At 39.6% G+C, this 21014-nt stretch carries 17 protein-coding genes; 12 read left to right on the top strand and 5 right to left on the bottom strand.

All coding sequences use genetic code 11. The features are described from left to right. The first annotated feature begins 70 nt into the window (after nucleotides 1-70). The 10 genes from FEN17_RS17985 (at nucleotide 71) to FEN17_RS18030 (ending at nucleotide 12883) form a co-directional block, all read left to right on the top strand. A complete protein-coding gene (locus FEN17_RS17985; protein ID WP_138366696.1) occupies nucleotides 71-2458 on the top strand; it encodes a coiled-coil domain-containing protein in 2388 nt (795 codons plus the stop codon). Beyond that, nucleotides 2455-3603 carry a hypothetical protein gene (locus FEN17_RS17990; protein ID WP_205748166.1) on the top strand — a complete coding sequence of 383 codons (1149 nt, stop codon included), beginning with the start codon at nucleotides 2455-2457 and terminating at the stop codon, nucleotides 3601-3603. Before FEN17_RS17985 ends, FEN17_RS17990 begins: the two co-directional genes overlap by 4 nt. A 390-nt stretch (nucleotides 3604-3993) precedes the next feature. After that, a complete protein-coding gene (locus FEN17_RS17995; RefSeq protein WP_138366698.1) occupies nucleotides 3994-4899 on the top strand; it encodes a hypothetical protein in 906 nt (301 codons plus the stop codon). A gap of 16 nt (nucleotides 4900-4915) precedes the next feature. Continuing rightward, nucleotides 4916-5881: a hypothetical protein gene (locus FEN17_RS18000; protein ID WP_138366699.1), complete on the top strand. Its 966-nt coding sequence runs from the start codon at nucleotides 4916-4918 to the stop codon at nucleotides 5879-5881. Further along, complete coding sequence (locus tag FEN17_RS18005; protein ID WP_138366700.1) at nucleotides 5881-8226, top strand: hypothetical protein; 2346 nt, start codon at nucleotides 5881-5883, stop codon at nucleotides 8224-8226. The genes FEN17_RS18000 and FEN17_RS18005 overlap by 1 nt, the downstream gene beginning before the upstream one ends. A gap of 668 nt (nucleotides 8227-8894) precedes the next feature. Further along, complete coding sequence (locus FEN17_RS18010; protein ID WP_138366701.1) at nucleotides 8895-9581, top strand: GNAT family N-acetyltransferase; 687 nt, start codon at nucleotides 8895-8897, stop codon at nucleotides 9579-9581. Nucleotides 9582-9621: 40 nt separating this feature from the next. After that, nucleotides 9622-10146: a GNAT family N-acetyltransferase gene (locus FEN17_RS18015; protein ID WP_138366702.1), complete on the top strand. Its 525-nt coding sequence runs from the start codon at nucleotides 9622-9624 to the stop codon at nucleotides 10144-10146. A 52-nt stretch (nucleotides 10147-10198) separates the two neighbouring features. After that, nucleotides 10199-11053, top strand: coding sequence for an ATP-grasp domain-containing protein (locus tag FEN17_RS18020; RefSeq protein ID WP_138366703.1), 855 nt, complete (start codon nucleotides 10199-10201; stop codon nucleotides 11051-11053). 268 nt (nucleotides 11054-11321) lie between these two features. Further along, nucleotides 11322-11858 (top strand): cupin-like domain-containing protein, encoded by a 537-nt coding sequence (locus tag FEN17_RS18025; protein ID WP_171037945.1) that lies wholly within the window; start codon nucleotides 11322-11324, stop codon nucleotides 11856-11858. Nucleotides 11859-11932: 74 nt separating this feature from the next. Then, a complete protein-coding gene (locus tag FEN17_RS18030; protein ID WP_205748167.1) occupies nucleotides 11933-12883 on the top strand; it encodes a DMT family transporter in 951 nt (316 codons plus the stop codon). Nucleotides 12884-13446: 563 nt separating this feature from the next. Here FEN17_RS18030 and FEN17_RS18035 read toward each other — a convergent pair. Both FEN17_RS18035 and FEN17_RS18040 read right to left on the bottom strand, forming a co-directional pair. Next, nucleotides 13447-13971, bottom strand: coding sequence for a hypothetical protein (locus FEN17_RS18035; RefSeq protein WP_138366706.1), 525 nt, complete (start codon nucleotides 13969-13971; stop codon nucleotides 13447-13449). Nucleotides 13972-15237: 1266 nt separating this feature from the next. Next, nucleotides 15238-15945 (bottom strand): SOS response-associated peptidase, encoded by a 708-nt coding sequence (locus tag FEN17_RS18040; protein WP_138366707.1) that lies wholly within the window; start codon nucleotides 15943-15945, stop codon nucleotides 15238-15240. 162 nt (nucleotides 15946-16107) lie between these two features. On the opposite strand from FEN17_RS18040, the gene FEN17_RS18045 reads away from it, so the two are divergent. Next, complete coding sequence (locus tag FEN17_RS18045; protein WP_138366708.1) at nucleotides 16108-16548, top strand: LexA family protein; 441 nt, start codon at nucleotides 16108-16110, stop codon at nucleotides 16546-16548. A 1-nt stretch (nucleotide 16549) separates the two neighbouring features. Then, complete coding sequence (locus tag FEN17_RS18050; protein ID WP_138366709.1) at nucleotides 16550-17812, top strand: Y-family DNA polymerase; 1263 nt, start codon at nucleotides 16550-16552, stop codon at nucleotides 17810-17812. A 23-nt stretch (nucleotides 17813-17835) separates the two neighbouring features. On the opposite strand, the gene FEN17_RS18055 is transcribed toward FEN17_RS18050, so the two are convergent. The 3 genes from FEN17_RS18055 to FEN17_RS18065 form a co-directional block, all read right to left on the bottom strand. Then, complete coding sequence (locus tag FEN17_RS18055; RefSeq protein WP_138366710.1) at nucleotides 17836-19020, bottom strand: hypothetical protein; 1185 nt, start codon at nucleotides 19018-19020, stop codon at nucleotides 17836-17838. 170 nt (nucleotides 19021-19190) lie between these two features. Further along, complete coding sequence (locus FEN17_RS27855) at nucleotides 19191-19745, bottom strand: response regulator transcription factor (RefSeq protein ID WP_310589768.1); 555 nt, start codon at nucleotides 19743-19745, stop codon at nucleotides 19191-19193. 319 nt (nucleotides 19746-20064) lie between these two features. Continuing rightward, nucleotides 20065-20979 carry a DUF5655 domain-containing protein gene (locus FEN17_RS18065; protein WP_138366711.1) on the bottom strand — a complete coding sequence of 305 codons (915 nt, stop codon included), beginning with the start codon at nucleotides 20977-20979 and terminating at the stop codon, nucleotides 20065-20067. Between the last annotated feature and the right edge of the window lie 35 nt (nucleotides 20980-21014).

Below are 21014 nucleotides of genomic sequence, written 5' to 3' on the forward strand. Positions count from 1 at the left end.
TGCCCAAAAAGATATGCAAAAAAAATCGGTTGCTCTAATTCTTCTATGCGTCTTTACCCCCATCTGCTGTATGGCTCAGCAGAAAACCATACAGATCACTGCTTCAAAAGATTTTTCACTAAAGTATTTCCCTCTCAGGGCAGAACCTGTCCAGCTAGACATCTCATATATAAATATTCCATCGGATTCTACGGAGGCAAATTATACAATAAAATATAAGCCTAAGGGAAGTAGTCGTTTTACAAGTAAGTCGCCAATTTTACTTAAGTCTCCAATCGATTTAGAAGCGATGCGCAAAGAGTTAAATGAAAAATTACAGATTGAAGGGGACACCATTGTCAGGGCAGTTTCAAGTAATTCTATTTATGAACTTGCATATATTTTGGATACGATCCGCCTGCCAGTAAGTGAAAGAACGATTGCAGGGGACTTTATTTTAAATAACTATATTAAAGTTTTTAATGAAAAGGAAATACCCACTCATAAGGATAGGCAAGAACAAATACAACAACTGACTCAGCCATTGACTACGCTCAATCTTCAAGTTGATAGTCTTAACGCTGCCATCTTTACGTTGGAGAAAAATCTATCTGATAAAATTAAGGAAATAAGCAGCTTAGAAGGGAATTTAGAAAATATTGAACTCGAGAAAAAGAAGATAGAGTTGGAAAAAGCAAGTTTAACTGAGAACGCCAATAAATCCATTTCTGATAGTAGCAAGATAGTTGAAACTATCAAACAAAGAAGTAAAACAATTTTGAAACAGACCAATCAATTTGATAGTTTAGAAACGTACCAACAACTACTTTTTTCAGTAATTAAACGCTTACCTTCTGATTCAATTGTTACAAGCCAAACAAAGGCAACATTAGACTCTATCTCTAATTTGATCACTCAAAATATGCCCAATTCAATCGAAATTGAAAAGAATCCTATTAGATTAGATACTGTAACAATCGGAGCAAAGCTTTTTAAGACAATTGATAAATTAAGGGTTATATTATCGGAGCTGTCCCTTGTTGTCAAGAACGCCATGAAGGATGGAAAAGAAAAAATATCCTCAACAGAAAATGAGCGAAGGCAGTTGCAATACCAGCTGGTATTGTCAAATACGCAGCGATCCAGAGCTCTTGAAGCAATAACATCAGTGGACAAGCGCATCGCAAAGGTAGAAGCACCTATTATTGAAGCTGATATAGCCGCATTGGGAAATGAAAAAAAAGACCTTAATTTGAGATTAGCGGCTATTCGGAAAAGGCTTAAGGTTATAAACGATTCGATTCGATCGCAAACAAAAAAGCTAGATTCAGCATCTATTTTTCAAATAAATAAATTGTCCGTACAGATTGAGCGTGGATTCATTGAAAGAATTCAAGTAAATATCCCTACAAAATATGGTGATCAGTACGACATTTTTGAGAATATATTTGCTATTGGATTCTCGTCAATTAAAAATTTCAAAAAATTTGCCAACACAAAGCTCGTCTCTAGGTTTTCCGATGACTTTATCTACCTTAGTGATGTCATAGCTAATTACGATAATCTCCTAAAGGGCTTTACAAGGGATTTTAGTCCCGCAGATACAACCATTAATCACTATGATCCAAAAAAGGGCTTCATTCGATTAAATCAGGATCAGTTTACAAATCTATTTGACGCAAGAGTTTACACAGATATTATCGGACTTAAAGATAATAAGCCCAACGGGCTTGTACAGATAGAACTTGCCAGAAAATTTAATATTCTGACATCAAGAAGACAAATTAAGACCGATCGAACTGACTGGGGATCAATTACATATCTAAACGTATTCGGTTCATTGAACAAAATTGAGAATAACAATAAATATCTATATTTAAGAAACGAAAATACGGCAAACAACGGTCAACTAATATCTCCATACTATGCAACAAATCTCGACTTTCGGCTGTATCAAAGCCTATCATTGGGAACAGAAGCCAACTTATTTCTATTTGATTGGCCGGATGGAAAGCTAACAAGTTACCTTGACGTTGGCATTTGTTATGGTCAAACCCCACTTATTTTTAATAGGCGAACAGTGACGGGCAATACCGTATTACAATCAGAGCGAGATAGTTCCCTCACTGCACATTCTTCCACCATTTATCCCAAGTTCATTTTAGAAGTTTTTTCGGAAAAGAGAATTAGATTAAGTATGTCATATCAATACAACACTACAAGAATATTTAGCAACAATAATTTTAAGGCAATCGCAAGTTACGCGAAATCAGATTTGACGAGTCGGTCAACAGAATATGATGCAAGGCGATCACATATGATTGAATTTAATTTAATCGCTAGTCCTACCAGCACAAAGCACGGGCGATTCTTTCTTCGAGCTAGGTTCTTTGTTCAGCAGAGTGATCAAAATACTTTTTTTAGCCAGATGCAGTTTGGCTATTCCTATAATTTGAGACTTAGAAAATTTGAGCTATGAAATATTTCCTTATTTGCTTGTTATTAAACATGCACTACTGTACTGTAAAGTTGTACGCACAGAATAGGCAAAATGGAATCATGCACCCATCAGACAAGTGCCCAAGTTGTATGGTAGTGTCGAAACGAAAGCTTTTTTCAGTAAAGGAAATAAGGGTGGCATACGACAACAACGATAATTATGCATATTTAAAAATTCATCCCCTAATTGGAGTAGAATTGAAGGCCGTAGAAAGGGTGATATTCACTTATAGCAAGAATGGCCTTGATATATTTGCCTATATACCGGAAACAAGGGATGCCAATTTATCTTGGAAGGGAATTCTCAATTTCGATCCAAACCTATATCAGAAACTCACTAACATAGAATTATACATGGTCAAATCACAAATTTCGAGCCAGGATATAATGCAAAACAACATTAAAATTGGCAACAAGCAAGTTATGCAAGAAATAAGAACAGCTGCAGAGTTAAAAGCACCGGCGGTTGCTACATACAAGAAAACTTATTCCTACAGACAATCAAAAGCAAGTCTTCGTGATATTTACCGTCAGGAAAAGACATTACGGTTTTATTTGGAGGCGGGGATCGGTGTGTCCTTCTCATATCGAAACATTCAGGTTGTAAGTCCTCAACCGGATAGAACAGCATACGAGGCTAGGTACAAGAATGATAAAGTTGGTTTCAGTTGGTCCGGTTCTCTTAGGTTTGGTTACACCTTTACTTCAAATGGGTCAGCTTACCTCGGTTTGATGACTAGCAATCAACAGTATCGTAGCGGTGGTGGGATTGATTGGAATACAGGAAGATTATATACTAACTCTGTATCGCCAGTGAACTACGATTTTCACTTCAGGGGAGTTGAGTTCGGCTATAGTTATTCACAGTTCTCGGCCAAAAGAGGTCTCAGTACTGACTTAGGGCTTCATTTTTTACGGACGAAAACCCAAATATCTGCAAGTAAATTTACGTGGGGTCCGAACATCGCTATCGGGCCTAAGATTCGTACAGGTATTTATTCTGATCTTCGAGTTATGCCCAATTTTTATTTAAATATTTCAAGACTAGAGTCTTTGCGCTCTAATGATTTAGCCACTAGGCTATTCACGGCAGGCATCAAATTCGCTTGGCGGGTTTACATCTGAATATCTGTGTTATTCTACGAAAAACAAATATTCCTGTCAATCAATAGCCCATATGTCAAAACACTTAATTGTTAGGTGATACATAGCGCTTGAACACTAATAAGGATATTTACTTTGCTATAATATTTTATCGATCAAAATGCAGAATAATCCTAGGTTGAAACGATTTGATGTTAGAAGATTCAGCAACCAGATTACCTCTGCTTATGCACATATCATAACATACTTGAGAACAATCGCTTAAAGGTGCTAATATGATGAACCTTTCATCATATTAGCATTCAATCTTGTCATTCTTGGTAAAATACCTCGAATTCGATATTAGTTCATATTCATTTTTATTATTTCTCCATAAACTAGGCTGTCGACCTCCAAAAATTGTAACCTTATATGGCTTGGAAAAATATATCTGACGAATTAAAAATAAGGCTATTTGAAAAACGAACATCAGAAGGTATTGGCAGGCAACCTTCGTGTAAAGACGACATACTTGCTCTTAACGGTGTGGTAAAGAAGGCAAACCTTGTTCCATATGACGATATGCGTGTCGTTCGACCGCAACTGGAAGTGTGTTCATCTTCCTATCAGTCAGGCGGAAAATGGAGAGAAGCCCAACACCCTACCAACTCTGCACTTTACAGAGTTGAAACGTTAGAGTCATTTGTAACCAAGCATTTCGATTACTTTACAACTTACGTGGAGTCTCCTTCAGCATTTAATATTAACCCGAGAACACAGAGTTTAAATGAGATTTTCAAGATTCTCACTAATTATTATAAGGCGAATCATCAATGGATGAATCTTTCGAATCTGGTGTACAAATACTTCAGTTATCGTGGTTTCTCTTGGTGGACTGATGATTTTGATCACGGTGCGGAGATGATGCCTCGTTTTTTCGAGGGAGAAGATTTGAATATTCATAACAGATGGATACTGGAATTCGCGTTCAGTGTCGGTATTTCTAGTGATTGGCTGTCAGACTGGCTTATATTTCTTAAATTACCAAACGTTAGCAATTTGCAAAGCAAATTATCTATTCCATCAGTGATAGATGCGTATAATCAGCCAATCTTTTTTCCTCAAAATGAAACGCAATCGCCAAAGTACGGAATAGCTTACGATTTGAATGAAAGGCCGGTGCCAAAAATACGAGAATTTGTTATGACAAATGTTCCATCAGTCGAAATTGAATTCATCCCTGTAAGAATAGACCTATCCAGCATAGACTCCATTAGTCCATTCGCGAGACTAACTGATAGTCTTATTGAGAACTTGTTGGAAACATTCACTGCATAATCACTCTAAGCTTCAAATGGATAATGCTCACTACCAAATGCCACATAATCTTGATTCCTTCAATGAGTCAGACTGGTACTATCTGTTAATAGATATTCTAGATGGGGAATATGGACTAGATGTGCGGAAATTGGGGAGCTCAGGAAAATTTATAAAAAACCAACTAGGATTGTGTAAACGATACAATTTGCATGAGCAGTATGTAGCGAATGGAATTGAAAAGTTGTGGGTTGACTGTGATTTTGAGAACCAAAGCCCTCAGAACTATTCTAAGCTTTCACACCTAATCAAATGGGTCGATGACTTTCTCCCCAAAAGTGCGAAGGTAGCTAAAAGATTACTTTATTTATTTATACATCTAAATGAGGTTAAACTGGAGCAAGTTGACAGTAGTTCAAAGATCTCACTCGCGGAACTCACAATCTCTACTGCATTTGTGATACTTAATGTCGCGAAGTCAAACAGGCGTCGTAACGGCCTCGTTCATTCTGAAGCAATGACAATTCTCGAGCATGAAAAGATTTGGAACATTGTCCAGAAATGGATTAACAGCCCTGCAATGCACGGTGAATACTTGGCACCCGGAATTTTACTGATGATATATTTTCAAAAATGGAGTAGCCACCCATCAGATAAAAGGGAACAAGCCCTAATATTTGTGCAAGAAACATCAGAGCGCATAAGAAATATTTTTATGGCGATACTCGCCGACCTTCAAAACACAACCGTTAATCTTGATACTGATTACATCTATTTTGTTGACGACATTAAAGCATACGCGCCAGACCTGTACTATTATATCGAAAAATATGCTAACAACTGGACTCAAAGTACCGCGGAAACCGAAACCAAGGAGAGTATAAGAGACATGATAAAAAAAGAAAAAGACAGTTTGAACAAAAAGCCTATTGAGGCTCGAATCATAGACCTGCGTAGCAAAATTGAAAAACCAATAGATAACATCCGCACAAAGGGATTTTAATGATGGAAACAAATAGCTTTTATTCAAATTTTATTGATGCATATCTCCTTAGAAAGCACCAATCCAATCTCAGAGTATATTTCGATGCTGCCGACACAATATCCTGTGTACAAGGCATTTACGACTTTTACGACAAATCATCAAAACAAATTCATAAAACGGATTTTTTAAAGAAAGAGGGGGTACTTGTACAGTCTCTTGCAACGATTGGTCTTTTGGGACAGGTTTATATGCTACTTCCACATCAGGAGGAATTTTTAAACAGCATGGAACGAAACTATGTAGAGTACGGACATGTTTTTCGCAAAAAGTTAAAGGAGTTCCTGGGCGATATTATTCCCAAAGAACATGACTTGTCTCATGATGTCCAAAAACTTAGGGATAGTAACCAGACAGCATTAAAGATATTAACATCTCTCTTTCCGAACCACTGGGAATCAAGATTTTATGATTTTATCAAAGTTAAAAAATATATAGTCTTAGAAGTCGACCAGAATGATACAGAAGATGACTCTACAATAACCGATCAGTTTCTTGATCTCGCCGCGGAAGCTTTTAGTTATTTTGAAGAGCGGCGACCAGACAAAACAATAAATAACAAGGCTGACGCTTTGGCACTGGAGCTTTTTGCCCGTAAAGTGTATAAAGCCAACAGGCATTTTAGGTTTGGAGATAGAAAACCTGAAAGCAACGAGCTAATCATTCCGGTATTATTCGACAAAGATGGTCGCTTTACTAAGTTACTTCGGGAGAAGCCCAACCTGAGGCGTTTTTTTACGCTAACAATACATTCAGGAGCTGACGATAAAAGTGATATATGTCTTCTCCGCGAATCTAAATTCTTTTTCTGTATAAGCTTGTATGAAGCGAATAAGATCGAAATAAGCGCAACTAACAGTTTGAGTGCCTACACAAGCATTTTACCCAAACATTCAGACAAACTTTATGAACTCGAGAACTATTTTCGTATTAATGAAACTTCAATTGGCAAGTTAGCCGACGGACAAGAGTTTGACCTTAATAAAATCAATAAGCAGCTTGAACAATATTTCAATCTAGAATTTATTGTAAACGTAATAATCCCTTGCTTTATTGATACAGATCGGAGAAAGATCCTTGACCATCTTGCTAGAAACTATGTGTTACCGAACCACGTTTTATTTGAACCAGATATAAGCAAAACTATACAATACGAAACATTTATTTCAGAAATTTTCAATAACGTACGAGAGAAGACCGACCTGGCTTTGTCAAAGTATTCAAACAAATATGGATTTTTATTTGTTATGTTGCATAGGTTGCCAAAGCTTTACGATGTCTTATCAAAATTTGAAAATGTCAGAAAATCCACATCTGACCTTTTTCATATAGTAAGCTTGACAAGGTTTTTCTTTCCGTCAACTTATGAGCAACAACTTTCCGATAAATTACTGAGCTTTGGTAGAATAGAACAATTAAAAGAGCAAAATTATATATCGGAAATTGCCAAGAATTTTCAAAAACAGCAACAGAACCCGTCATGTAACTATGAACTCTACGAAATTCTATCAATCTTGTGGCTATCAGGTAGTTATCATTTTGGATTCAGTATTTTTCATCTCGATTGTGAATATCCCTCATCAATATTGATGATCTTTGGTGCCCTGTTCGTGCGTGATGATGAAAGTTTCGAAAAAGGCTTCAACAGTAGAGAAACACGTATTAGAAGGACAAATTTGATCATAGACCGTCTGAGAAACACTATTAATTTTGCCAGCACAGATTCTTTTAACGCGGTTCATTGCCATATGGCAATTTCATATCTTAAATTTCAACTTGTCTCGCTTTACAACACTCGATTGTTTACAAAGGTAATTAAGGAAATGACTCATGAAGAGGCGCTAGAGGTAGAATGCTTGGTTGCCGACGTTTTAAGTGAAATTGGGATGGCGTATACGACATTGAATGAAAGCGACGTAGAAGATACCTATGCGTGGCTGTATCTTACTAATCTGAAAATCTATTTTACCGTTGAGTTAGGATCTGATGCTGACATGGATTCGATCTCGGATATGGTTAATTGGTTTATAAATCAGGATAAGTTTTATCCTACCTATTGGCATTACAGGTATGACGACACGATTGCAAGATATTTTTATCGCCGTTCACTTGAAATTGTTCCTGACAGTGACGATATTATTAAACGGCAGATAAAACTTGATCTGGCTTCTAACGCGTGGGGACGAGTTAAAAGGGCGTATGAAAATGCGAACAAAAATATTAATTTCCGGGATGTTTATGAAATAAATGGTTTCAAAGAACAAGTAGACAATTATTTTGCCTCTCTTCTTTCTATTAAAAACTAAGATATTGCCCCGCCATCAACTCGTAAACAAGACCATCCAATTTTGTAATCTAGCGGGACTTACTTTTGCCATATAGATCATTATGTCGAGAGCCTAGAATAAAAATTGAGGCTGACTGTCATTGTCGATTGCACTTAGTATAACCGTCTACATTTTTTCCGAGGGATTGGACGAGTAAATCAATCTGCTGCTCGTCAAGCTGTTCCAAATTTATGAACAAGCCGTATTCCATGGTTCACATCTTGGGTTCACTTTTTCACTTAAAGCATAAAAAGATTTATTTAGTGCGATGCAACCGGTCATATCGCAATGAAAGCTCAGTAGTCGTCAAACACGTATCCATCTACCTTTGTATATCCTTTAAGGAGTAAGTACTTAGAGAAAGCCTTATCACCAAAATAGAGTTTAACGTACACTTTGATTAACCACTTGTGTCGGCTTCCAATCAAATCTCTGGCTAGTCAACTTTCGAGCTTGTTCTTCCTTTTTGACATCGGTTACGTTGAATTCTTGCATGAAATAAATTTATCTTTATCCGGTGGCTGAGTGTTAAATATTACTGTGGTTGGGTGATAGCTTCTTGTATTGTTTTCGAATAGAAGATTATAAATAGTATATTTATAGACTATGTATCTAAGTCCCAATCTCCACAAGCGACCTCAATTGAAATGCACTTAAATTCTATCGCCAGCGAAGGCAATTTCTTTGTGATATCCAGATTGCCTGGATTCCAAACAGATACATCACTGCATTCGCAAATTGAATGTATCCTTGAAGATTCATATACAGATCCTGCTTCGCTTCTCGCGCGAGCCTATCAAAATAACAACGAGATCTACCTGTGTCACGACGACGATGGACAGTTGTGCGGGTTTTATATGGTGGGGGAAAATCAGATCGCCGGTCAAAAGATCATTTACCTTGGACTAAGTGGCGTCGCAGAAGGCAAAAAAGGTTTAGGGATTGGCAAAATGCTTTATCGAGCGCATTATGAGGATCTTAAAAAACGCGCGCGCCAGACCAACCAAGACATAACTTGCTGGGCCACCACCGCTTCGATCGGTGTTTACCAAGCGATGAAAAATATCTACGACAGCATTTCCCCCGACGGGCGATACTTTGAGATGGAGGAGCTCGCACTGGTTAATGCAATTGCTGCGTATAAGAACTTTAAAATGTCAACAAGCTTTCCATTCCTCGCCGAAAGAGCAGCAGATGGCACAAACTACTCGGCTAGTGAAGCCACCCGATTGGCAACATTCACCTCCGGTCGGAATCACAACTTTTTTGAAGAAATCGACCTAGATGAAAAAGCTGGCGACCGGCTGTTATTAGTAGTGAGAGTGTTTGCTTAGAAAGATTTTTGCATCTGAATCTCAACACCTTTTTTGTACGATGAAAATTAGAATGGCAAAAGATGCCGACCTTCCTCAAATATTGGAAATTTGGTACGAAGGACTGGCTGATCATTTCCCGGAGTTAAATGGACGCGAACGATATAGTAAAAAGTTCAGCGCCAACTTTAAAACGAGAGCTGATTTTCATTTCTGGGTTGCGGAAAAAAATGAAATACTTATTGCTTACCAATCACATTTACCGGCTACCAATCATCCTGCTAAATTTGACTTTTACGCTGAAACAAGCATTTATGTGAGAAGATCTTACCGTGGCAGCCGCGCAGCTTTTTACCTGTATCGGAACTCCCTAGATTATTTGAAACAACATACGGATATCACATTTCTAATTGGATATATCGCCCTAGAAAACTCCGCAGCGTTAAGGCTTGCGACGCATTTCGGATATGAAATTGTCGGCAATATTGGACCAGCAAAAAAAAACGCTTTCGAAATTGGGGAAAGACTTATTGTTGTCAACAATCTTTGTAAAATTGAGGACTTGCAGCAAGATCCTTTTGGATAAATACCGCCAATCTCATTTCGATTTAGTATGAAAAACTTAAAGTACAACCACAATGCGATCTTTTTATTGCATTTACAATTCGTCCGGTGACAGCCGTAACATTGCGGCTCGAGTTCAGGCACTTCGCAAGGCTTGTACGGAAGAAGAAATTCACTTCATAGCACTTGATCAGCATTCTATCGATTTTTCTAGGCTGCCCGAACCAGAGAAAGGCGACGGTATATATAATTGTTCTAGAGATGGAATGCTATTGGAAAGGGTCTTTATTCAAAGAAAACTCCGGACGTTTTACAATTCATTCCCGGAAGCAGGGGTTATTGAAATATCAAATTATTGGAGCATTTTGCACGATAAATCAGATATCCCCACACCTAAAACTGTATGGATTGGGACCAATGACAGGACTATTCTCAGCAATTACGTTGACTACCTAAAGGGTTTTCCGATTATTATTAAATGCTATGGAGGGACCGGCGGGATAGGTGTGATAAAAGTGGATTCCTTTTCTAGCCTTTACAGTTTGGCGGATTATCTAACCGCAATTCAAACTCGTTTTGCATTGAGGGAGTTCATTCCATCTACTTCATGCGAACGCCTGGTGGTTCTCGGTAACGAAGTAATAGCTGCCGTCAGTCGACCAATTGTGAAAAATGACTTTCGGAGCAGCAGTTTTGATATTGCAGTTAATAAACTGGACACTGATGAGATATTGGAAAGTATTGCGGTCAGATCTGTAAATCAAGTCAATCTTAGCCTTGGAGGTGTCGATATTATCACTGATAGCAGGGACGGGCAGTCATATCTGCTGGAAGTCAACTTTCCATTTAATTTCATACCCACACAGGAAACAACTGGGGTCAATATTCCTGGCAAAATGATCAAGTGGCTTTTTTCAAAACAAATCTAACATGCCTCCAACCAAGTTTCAGTCCTGCGTCGAGCTAACGCCCGATATTAAACGGATCGAATATATATCAGCGGAATATTTCCTGTCGCACAAGTACAACTTGGTCACAAAGGGTATACCTTTCGTTGTCCGGAATTTTTTTGATATAGTTGATCGGGACACATTATTTCGCTTTCTCCGGACCAGTTTTGAAGGAAAAAATCTAACCGTCCGGAGCCATTCGACTATTCAGGAATATGCACATAAAAGGACTTATAGCCAGATCGACATGATCGACTATATTGAGATGCTTGGTATGGACAGACAAGAAGTAATTCCATATGCAGCAAATAACAGTCTTGGATTTGAAAATTTCAACTCCCTCCATCTGACATTTCCATTCCCGGACCTAAAAAACCAATTAGAAGATCCTAAGATATGGATCGGAGCTGCTGGCACTTCAACGCCTCTGCACATGGACAGTTGCGACAATTTTTGTTATCACCTGCTGGGCTCGAAGAAGTGGATAATTTTTTCCATTCGGGACTGCGAATACCTATACTTGGAAAGAAATTCATATGGTACCTCCGCCAACCCGCTCTCCGAATTTTCGACAAGCCGACTTAATATAGACTATCCCGACCATGAAACATTTCCATTGTTCAAGCACGCTGCCGCCTTTGAACTTACTTTGGAAGCTGGGGAATTGTTATACCTGCCTTACGGATGGGCCCACTCGGTGAAAAATCTTACAACATCTGCCATGATCAACATTTGGTTCAGGTTGGACGGTTATATCCCGCTGCTGCTTCGAAAGACAAAGTAGAAATAATACCTCACGCGCATTTCTCTGCAAAAATCTAATTTCTTTTTTTGGCATAGTTATCCTTGAACATGTCCTTGAATAGAGATCCCCTGACTCAGTTCACTTCGCTGAAAAGTTTTGGACTTGGTAACAAATGGACTGTCAGTTTGTTGCTTGTACTATCACTGACATTCTATAATTATTGTGTCGAACTATTGACGGATGCTGGGATCAAAACGGAGCAAATTTTGTTTTACAGAGGCAGCAGTGCATTAATCTTGGGAATTTTCATACCAATTTTTACAGGAAGGTCACTTTGGCCAGAATCTGTGAAGCCGCAAATTATTCGCTTGTGTCTGAATGGGATAGCTTCTTACCTAGTTATCATTTCTTTTTCGTATTTAAGCGCATCGACAGTTGTGCTGGTCAGTAGAACGGATGTTCCGATCTTGATATTTTTCTCGATTATCAGCGGAGCAAAAAAAAGCGATCTCCAATTTTGGCTATCTTTCTGGGCTGTCGCGATCATTATATTTCTTGTTTTTGATGCTAAGTTTATCGATGAGGAGCCTATTGGTTTTTTGTATGCATTTGGCGGGGTTGCATTCACATCGGTCGGTTATATGCTTGTAAAGAATTCTTCAAAAAGAGAGAACATTTATGTCATTAGCAATGTTTTCAGTCTCAGTAATCTTTTGCTAGGAGCGCTGATCATCACCCTCACGAACGGAAGCTTTGCAATTAGCAGTAAGACCTATTGGATTTTTCTTTTGAGCGCGGTAAGTCAGATATGTGTTTACTCTCTCGGCATAGCTCTTTACAAATGGTATAACATCGAGCGAGCCCGAATTCCTTTTATTATTGCGGGGCTATTCGTCATGATATTGGAGATGATCGTCGAGCACAAATTTTTCAATACTTCACAAATTGCATTGTCAATTCTGATAACGGGCATGCTGCTCACTATTGTCCTGAATCCGGCATCCCCCCAAAACAGTTTCCAAAGAAAAGTAAACGCGATCCGAAATACTTCAGCTAAAAAATGACGCTTTAATTTTACGCTTTTCAATGTGGAATCCCTATCACAGTTGTTATGGTCGACGTAATGTCTCATGAATGTGGCACTACCTGTGGGTGCTTATAATTTCTGTACACAGTCACAGTGCTTGTAATGAAACAAAGAATAGATTTATGGGAGGGCTTGTTGCTGCACTGACTATGATAATCTCGATGACGTACCTCTGGATAGTTTGATCCAATGCGGTGTGCTTGAAAATTTGAATTTGACATTAGGGTAAAAGTTTCAATAAAATCAGCGTGAGCGTTTGGCAGAAAAGAATTTACCAATGTGTTGCTAGTAATCACGGACGTGCTTTCAAAAATGAATCAGTCTTTGCTTGTGATTGCATTTAGGAAGGTTCCGCGTCAAAAGGGACTGATATGAATCCGTAGTAATTGTATTTAACTGGCCAATTAGGAGGCAAATACGACTTGATCAACGTTCTTTTGGCTACCCTATCAAATAAAGCAGATGTTCAATATCGTCATTAAACATCCAAAGAATACTTTAAATTTTGATGGCTTCTTCCTCCCATGGCGGTGGCAAAACTTATTCATAACATGTTGGAATTGATAGGAGATATCCACTTCCGTCTTCGTAAAAGGTGTCCCAACCTGATTTTTCATGAGCCATTTTTGCAGTAATATTTTTAAAGGATACCCATCCAACCAAATAATCTGAATTAATACTGGCAGTTTTCCTCAATAACGCTAACATTTGCTTTGCATAGCCCTTATTCATAAAATCCTCGTCGACTGCCGCCTGAGTGAAATATGAGTACCTACCATCCGGGATGTTGCCTTGACGAATTAATTCTTTAATAATGTTTTGCCTTGAAATTACTTTTTCCACGGGGTATCGTGAGCTAGTTATATAGTAACCACATAATGTCCTCCCGCTACCTATTGTCACAACTGCACATGACTCGTTGATCATAAATTCAACTTCGCTTGCTGCAAGCCTGTTAGTTAGAAATCCTCGCTCAAAGCGGTTTGAGTGGTAATAGTTATTGAATTTCTCGTTAAGAGCCAGAATGTTTTCAATATCTTCAAATTTTGCTAAACGAATTTCCATGGATAGAATGACTATTTAGAATTGAGTAAAGTGTCAATGCCTGGAGATGTTTCGCTCAATAGTACAATATTAAATTGATTTTGCTTAAAGTTAGAAAATTAGCTTGATACTAAGAAATAGTTTTGGTGAACCTTCGTATCAGTAAACATCCCCTTCTCTACAATTAAAAGTGAATGTTTGAATTCTTGACATGAAAGAGCACAACTGTCTCAAAATTTCGCCTCATAAGCCTATATATCGTGATTAACGCGGAGTTTATGAGACACGGAAGTCTTAGCTGGGCGCTCTCGAACCAGTATTTTAGAAATTCCAGCATACAGCCTACGCCTTTCCAAATCTGAAATATTAAGAGATGCTAACTTACCAGGACTAGTGTTGTCAACTTGCCCAAGGTGCGACTGAATGGTCTAACGTACCAATAAATATGGCGTCAGTTATATATCTCGCGGTTTCAAGCTATCTAAATAAGCCCGTACCATATCCTCATAAGTACCCGAACTTTTAAATTCGCAAACTCTAAACTACTAATCCTAAATAATCTGCTGGTGGATAAGTCCGACAGGAAAAATTCCTTAAATCCTTCACCTGCATATATTCTGTGTGACTTCTTACCAATCCATCCCATCATCGGGATGTATCTGTCTATATCGAATTCATCAACTTCTTGGAAACTGTATTTAGCCATGATCAGAACGTTTCCTGTAATTAAATGATATCTCAGATAAAGGAAAACAAAATGATTCAGCAGCGGCTATCATTGAACTAAGGGTAAAATGGTAGCGGTTTCCGAGGATTAAAAAATCAAACATTTCCATAGCTTCGCTTACTGTCTTCGATACCTTTTTGAGATACCATAAGCAGCCGATGCTGGTAATGTGCTATTTAACGGCCAAAAGCATATGGGCGAGGAAGTATGACGCTTTCGAATTCAATCTAGTGCGTCGCAATAGTACGGCGATTATGGGCACCTCGTCCATGATCATAACCGGATTTATGCCAGCCGGATAGGCGGGGTCCAGGATCTTGGGAGCAAAAAAAATAATAAAGAAGCTTACAACGACGTATTTCAAAAAAAATAAATTAATATTAATCAACTAATCAAAGATCAAATAGCTTATAAGGAATTGGCCCGTGGGACACAAATCTTGCGGCCAGACCTACTTCCATCAAAGCCTCTCAATGCAATCAACAGGGCCACGGGTCCCGCTCAAAAATACAGCGGGATTCGCTTTCATTGTTTGCATTTGTGCTTATTGATACTATCTATCAAGCCGCTCTCCTCAGCGGCTGCCCATAAGGGTCTAATACTTGTGGCAAGTTAGTATCTATCTGGTTACTGTAAACTCCATCAATAACCCGATAAGCCGAAAGCTTGTCATCAGGATACTGGAAATAGGTCAAATCCATAATCTCCTTTTCGTCTAGGCTTGGAATCATCCAGGATAGCGCTGCGTCACCTTTCAGTATCAATGGTTGTCGCTTACCATCATTATGTATCGCGCCAATCATCGGGCTCGCATCCTGCGTGACAATGGCAAAAGTGTTCATCCCCTTCCAGGTTGAATATATTGCCCCCATTGCGAAAAACTTCTTTTCCAATGGCTTGATATACCAAGATTCATAACTCTTCTTATTGTTCAAATCTGGATAGTGAGGCTCAAAAAATCCTGTGCAAAGAACCAGGCAGCGATTATGCTTGGCATACTTCCACCACATTTTGTCCCGGTTAAATAGGTCGTAATTCGTTGCATTCAGGGTGTTGAACCGGAAAGCCTTTTCGTCGGTAACATTTGGTGGCACTAGCCGCCACCTGTATAAGTCAAGTGACCTGGGCGTAGTCATCACAGGCAAAAATGGCTTTTCAAAGCCATTGAAGTCATATCTCTTTTTGAATTGTTCGAGCTTGTCAACAGGAAGTTTGAATTCTGCTTTCAAAGTCTCAACATCACTTTCATTCGACACGTGATAGCACATAACCTGGATTTTAAGTCTGATATGAAGAGTAAACAATCACAACACTTTAAAGATTTTCAAAGATAATATAAATCGGATAAAATCCATAATACTGGAAATATTCCATTACAAACTCTTGATTTCTACCTTGGCCTGTGCAACCTTTGTAAAAAGTGAAAGGTGATGGGGGAGATTTACGCGGGTCAATCATTACGTATTTATCGGCAGGCCGCAAGCGGAAACTGGCTTACGGCACTGATTCCAGCAATCAGTGCCGGTTTCCCTTCGCCTGCGGCCGACTTCATCGACCTGGAAATTGACTTGCAAAAAGAGATTGTCAAAAATCCGGCAAGCACATTTTACGGGCGGGTGAAAGGCACTAGCATGAGTGACGTACATATTGATGACGGCGATATACTGGTCATCGACAAAAGCCTTCCGTGCAGAGACAATTGTATCGCGGTATGTTTTTTAAATGGCGACTTTCTGGTAAAACGGGTGCGCTACGATGAGGGTGGCTGCTGGCTAATAGCCGAAAATGATCTGTATGCGCCGATATGGGTCGCTGCCGACACCGAGTTTCTGGTTTGGGGAGTTGTCACAAATGTTATTAAATTCTTTTGATATGTTCGCTCTGGTCGATTGTAACAACTTTTATGCAAGCTGCGAGCGAATGTTCCGGCCGGAATTGAACGGCAAACCAGTGGTAGTACTCAGTAACAACGACGGCTGCGTTATTGCCAGATCAAATGAGGCAAAGGCATTGGGAATTACCATGGGCGCTCCGGCATTCTTATTCGAAAAGAAATTTAAGGAACAACAGATTTATGTTTTTTCGAGCAACTACGCCCTATACGGAGATATGAGCAACCGGGTGATGACCTTGCTGGGCCGTTACACTCCTGCAATGGAAATTTATAGCATTGACGAGGCATTCCTCCGGTTTGATGGTCACAAGCACATGGACCTTCGAAAAGTTGGAGAGGAAATGAGAAAGACTGTCACGCAAAGCACCGGAATTCCGATCAGCGTAGGAATGGCACCTACAAAAGCATTAGCGAAGATTGCAAACAAAATTGCCAAAAAATTTGCCGACAAAACGGGCGGGGTCCATATCATTGATACACAAGACAAACTACTGAAAGCAATCAGCTTTTTTCGCATTGGCGATGTCTGGGGGATTGGGCGTGCACACGAGAAAAGGTTGAAAGCACTTGGTGTCGAAACAGTGCTGGATTTTACACTGCTGCCTGAGGAATGGGTTAGAAAAAACATGAGCATTGTAGGACTGAGACTTCAACAAGAACTGGCGGGACAAAAAACGCTGGATCTTGAACCACCTCAATTGAAAAAGAATATTGCTGTAACCCGCTCATTTAATCAAAATTTTACGGCGTTTGAAGATGTAAAGGAACGGGTCGTCACTTTCGCCGCCATTTGCAGCGAGCGCCTTCGCGAGCAGGATAGTTGCTGTAATGTTCTGCAATTATTCGTTCATACCAACACTTTCCGGCCAGATCAGCCGCAGTACAACAAGTCCATCACCATTGACCTGCCATTCCCGACCAATTCAGCCATTGAGCTCGCTCACTTTGCGTTGAATGCACTTAAAAAAATATTCAAGGACGGCTATGGTTATAAAAAGGCGGGGGTGATTGTGATGGAGCTTACGCCTGCCAAAGCCAAGCAACAACAGATTTTCGAAAACACGGATCCTCGTCACGGTCATTTAATGGCAGTCGTTGACAAGCTTAACAAAGCTATGGGGCAAAATAAGGTATTGCTCGCAAGTCAGGATCTGAATACCCGCTGGAAAATGAAGCAAGATAAACTCTCACCCCGGTATAGCACACGGATTGATGAAATCATAACGGTTCATGCTAAATGACTCTTGACTTTCAAATTGGAATATCACAATTCTTTTATTTGCTCTACCAGCCTATCAATGACGTCCAGTAATAATTGTTTGTCCCGCTCCTCTGCCGAATAGCTTTTCACCCTTAGACTACTATGAGAAATATCAGAGCGATGCGGCGTGGACAGATGAGGGGCTACAGACTGAAAAATTGCTGACAATGAACGCGCTGATATAATATTTGAGAGGTCGGCGGCTTTGAAAAAAAGAGACAGCTGATCGACGGTAAGATTGCAAAGAACCTTATCTGAGGTCTTTCTCTCATACCGCTTGCCTGTTTTCGGTGCTTTCTCGCCAAGCTCACTCAACGTGGCATTGCTTGCTTTCAACTGAAAATCGATCTCTTGAATAAACCAAGTATTGATCGTCAGACTTAGGTCGTCGAAGTGATTGTCAAAAGCAATGTTCTTCATAACGGGAATTTGATTGAAGGTTTTCTGTAAATAGGTAAGACTTTGCGATACTTGCGGGTGATTACCGGATACCTTCAGCGCATCAGGGAACTTCGATGTTAAATACTTTATAAATAGTGGAGAATTAAAATTTCGTTCGATCATAATCACTTCCAAGCGGTCGAAGGCTCCGGTCATCTTCTTAGAGTCGCCTGAAGAAGTGATTGCTTGATTTACACTAGCCCAATACTCAAGCTTGCGCAGGGTAATCTCACCGCCTCGTTCGTCGAGGAAAACATCGTCGAATGCTCCAATCACCAGTTCTGACAATTCAGGATTACTCTGCATGATGTCGCTGTTTCTGAGCTTGTGTAGGTCATGAGCATGAGGATTGATACAGGCCTTATTCAACGACATATCCCGATCGACCAGATTTGTGTAACGCTTTACTATAAACGCGGATACTTCATTAAGACAGGACAGGATACTTCCCAGTGCAAGTCGAAAATTATCAGCGCTGGTCGGAATTTGATTTAGATAGTTGCTGGCAGTCTCCATTAAACCGGCTGCGGCGGAAAGATGATGGTTAACCAAATTTTTGATTTGTCGATTCTTCCGCTCTTGAAATACGAATTGCTTGAATAAGAGAATAAGCCTTTTTTCTTCCTTTGCGGCTTTGTCCATGATCGCGGTGGATCGATCGTTGTCCAAATTTTCTGGATTGATTTTTCGCGGATCAAGTTCGTTGACCATCTGGTCTAGCCATTCCAAAGCATACTCATGTCCCATACGATAATTGTTTATTAAACTTCACATCACCACTGAATGCCTGGGACAAAACTCAGTGATTACGGTCATGAAAAAAATACTGGAAAACAACTATTTGAGCCTTGACAACCTACGCAAAAAGGCGCAAAATGACTACGCAAAAACACGTATATGGCCTTTGATTACGCCTATTAGCCATTTTCCCAAATTTCCAGGCGATTCAGTAACTCCACCCGATTTGAGACACCAAGCTTTTCAAAAACATTCTGAATGTGCTTGCTAACCGTCCTTTCTGAAATAAAAAGCTCGTCCGCAATCAGCTTATAAGACTTACCGCTACGAACCTGACGGACAATATCCTTTTCGCGGGCGGTCAGTCCCACAGTACCAAGATTGATTTCAAAGCGTTGGGACGGAGAAATGCCGGTTGCCTCCAATTGCGTGATCATTTGTTCAATAAGATCTAGCTTTGACATCGACCCGTTGCCATTGGCACTGGTCAATTGTAACAGTTTATCATATTCTTGTCGACTTTCGCGGATTGAGCGCCGAATAAACAAAATCGTTATTACTATAAAACCAACATTCGTGAGAAGGGCTTCCGGGACTTGATGGATTCTAAAAAAAGCAAAGAATGGAAGCGAAGCCCAAGGAACGACCGCAAGGTATACAGCCGTCACCTCAAAGAATTTTCGATCTTGGATACGGATATAAGTGCCGTAGGCTGGCGGCTTTTCTTTCCACATACTCTGCAATAGAAAAAGCCGCCATTATGCCGTAAGCTTTTGGAGGCTTCTCATAATCTAAGGGAATAGGGCCACTTATTTAGCTGCTCTTTTGCCGAGTTTGTTTGTCATACACTTATCGACGACTTAACTAACACGTCTTTTAGCTTCACATGCCATCTTCAATTTCTAATCTAGGATTTTACCAAAGCTAAGCTTGCATTTTTCCCTGTATTTCACAACAACATTGCAAGCACCGAATACCACAATATTGACTTTTTAAATCTTGTCAGGGTTGTGGCTAATTGGTGAATTTAGTACCGACAGAATCGATTTTTGATTAAGATTTCAAAGCCTGCTTAACCAAACTCATAATATATTCAAGATTTGCACTGTCATTTACTCTTATCTCATAATCCCCATTTCCCCAGTGCCCGATTTTGGAAACATCCCTCGATAAATTCTTTGGATCATCCAAACTTCCAATTTTCAAGTTAATCCACCATTTCAAACTTGTCTTCAGCACAAGCACGTCCGCAAAAACTTTCCCTTTCATCGTAAATCCGATCACCATCTTTTGTGGCTTAATTTCGATGTCCGGTCCTAGGTTAAGAATCGCATTCTTAAATGTCTCATACACTTCGACCGTCTCGTCGCTCTTGCCTGACAAATGATCCTCTTCCGAATACGGTTTAATTTCTTTTGCAAGTTTACCGATCTCCGTGTCATCACTCTTTTGCATTTGCTTAATGCTCGGCGCCGACTTGGACTTTTTGATCTGATCGATCGTAAGCAGACCATTCTCAAACTGCTTGATCTCCCAAAGCTCAATCCCCAGATCTTTGAAATTAGTCGACTGTCTTTGAAAGTCTGTAAATGAAGGAGAAACAAATATTATACGGCTTTGCGACCAGTCTATATCCGTTCGTTTGAGGCTTTCTCCATACGCCTCGTTATATTCCACAATGAAGTCTGCGCGGTAATCTAGCATGAGATTAAGATAGGAAACGCCCTGGTCTACGACGCTATAATTTTGACTACGCTTGTATTCGATGATCACAAACGAATTACTTTCAGGATCGAATGCCAGGGTATCAATGCGGAATTGTTTGATTGTAAACTCCGACCTGACCAGTTTCAGAGAAGTAAGAACTCCCAGATTCTTCTCAAAAAGGTCTTGAATCTCCTTTTCAAGTTTAAAGGGATTTTCGTTAAGTGTGGCGAGGATGGTTTGGTTGGTCGTGAAGATTTGCATGCAAGCGTTTTCTATGATTCACTATATAAGTCACT

This window comes from Dyadobacter luticola (assembly GCF_005860805.1).
In the GTDB taxonomy this organism is placed as follows: Bacteria; Bacteroidota; Bacteroidia; order Cytophagales; family Spirosomataceae; genus Dyadobacter; species Dyadobacter luticola.

What these genes read in the sequence shown, in the direction of transcription:
- FEN17_RS17985 (WP_138366696.1), top strand. Translation starts at nt 71, where the DNA reads ATGGCTCAGCAGAAAACCATACAGATCACTGCTTCAAAAGATTTTTCA.
- FEN17_RS17990 (WP_205748166.1), top strand. Translation starts at nt 2,455, where the DNA reads ATGAAATATTTCCTTATTTGCTTGTTATTAAACATGCACTACTGTACT.
- FEN17_RS17995 (WP_138366698.1), top strand. Translation starts at nt 3,994, where the DNA reads ATGGCTTGGAAAAATATATCTGACGAATTAAAAATAAGGCTATTTGAA.
- FEN17_RS18000 (WP_138366699.1), top strand. Translation starts at nt 4,916, where the DNA reads ATGGATAATGCTCACTACCAAATGCCACATAATCTTGATTCCTTCAAT.
- FEN17_RS18005 (WP_138366700.1), top strand. Translation starts at nt 5,881, where the DNA reads ATGATGGAAACAAATAGCTTTTATTCAAATTTTATTGATGCATATCTC.
- FEN17_RS18010 (WP_138366701.1), top strand. Translation starts at nt 8,895, where the DNA reads ATGCACTTAAATTCTATCGCCAGCGAAGGCAATTTCTTTGTGATATCC.
- FEN17_RS18015 (WP_138366702.1), top strand. Translation starts at nt 9,622, where the DNA reads ATGAAAATTAGAATGGCAAAAGATGCCGACCTTCCTCAAATATTGGAA.
- FEN17_RS18020 (WP_138366703.1), top strand. Translation starts at nt 10,199, where the DNA reads ATGCGATCTTTTTATTGCATTTACAATTCGTCCGGTGACAGCCGTAAC.
- FEN17_RS18025 (WP_171037945.1), top strand. Translation starts at nt 11,322, where the DNA reads ATGATCGACTATATTGAGATGCTTGGTATGGACAGACAAGAAGTAATT.
- FEN17_RS18035 (WP_138366706.1), bottom strand. Translation starts at nt 13,971, where the DNA reads ATGGAAATTCGTTTAGCAAAATTTGAAGATATTGAAAACATTCTGGCT.
- FEN17_RS18040 (WP_138366707.1), bottom strand. Translation starts at nt 15,945, where the DNA reads ATGTGCTATCACGTGTCGAATGAAAGTGATGTTGAGACTTTGAAAGCA.
- FEN17_RS18045 (WP_138366708.1), top strand. Translation starts at nt 16,108, where the DNA reads ATGGGGGAGATTTACGCGGGTCAATCATTACGTATTTATCGGCAGGCC.
- FEN17_RS18050 (WP_138366709.1), top strand. Translation starts at nt 16,550, where the DNA reads ATGTTCGCTCTGGTCGATTGTAACAACTTTTATGCAAGCTGCGAGCGA.
- FEN17_RS18055 (WP_138366710.1), bottom strand. Translation starts at nt 19,020, where the DNA reads ATGGGACATGAGTATGCTTTGGAATGGCTAGACCAGATGGTCAACGAA.
- FEN17_RS27855 (WP_310589768.1), bottom strand. Translation starts at nt 19,745, where the DNA reads ATGTGGAAAGAAAAGCCGCCAGCCTACGGCACTTATATCCGTATCCAA.
- FEN17_RS18065 (WP_138366711.1), bottom strand. Translation starts at nt 20,979, where the DNA reads ATGCAAATCTTCACGACCAACCAAACCATCCTCGCCACACTTAACGAA.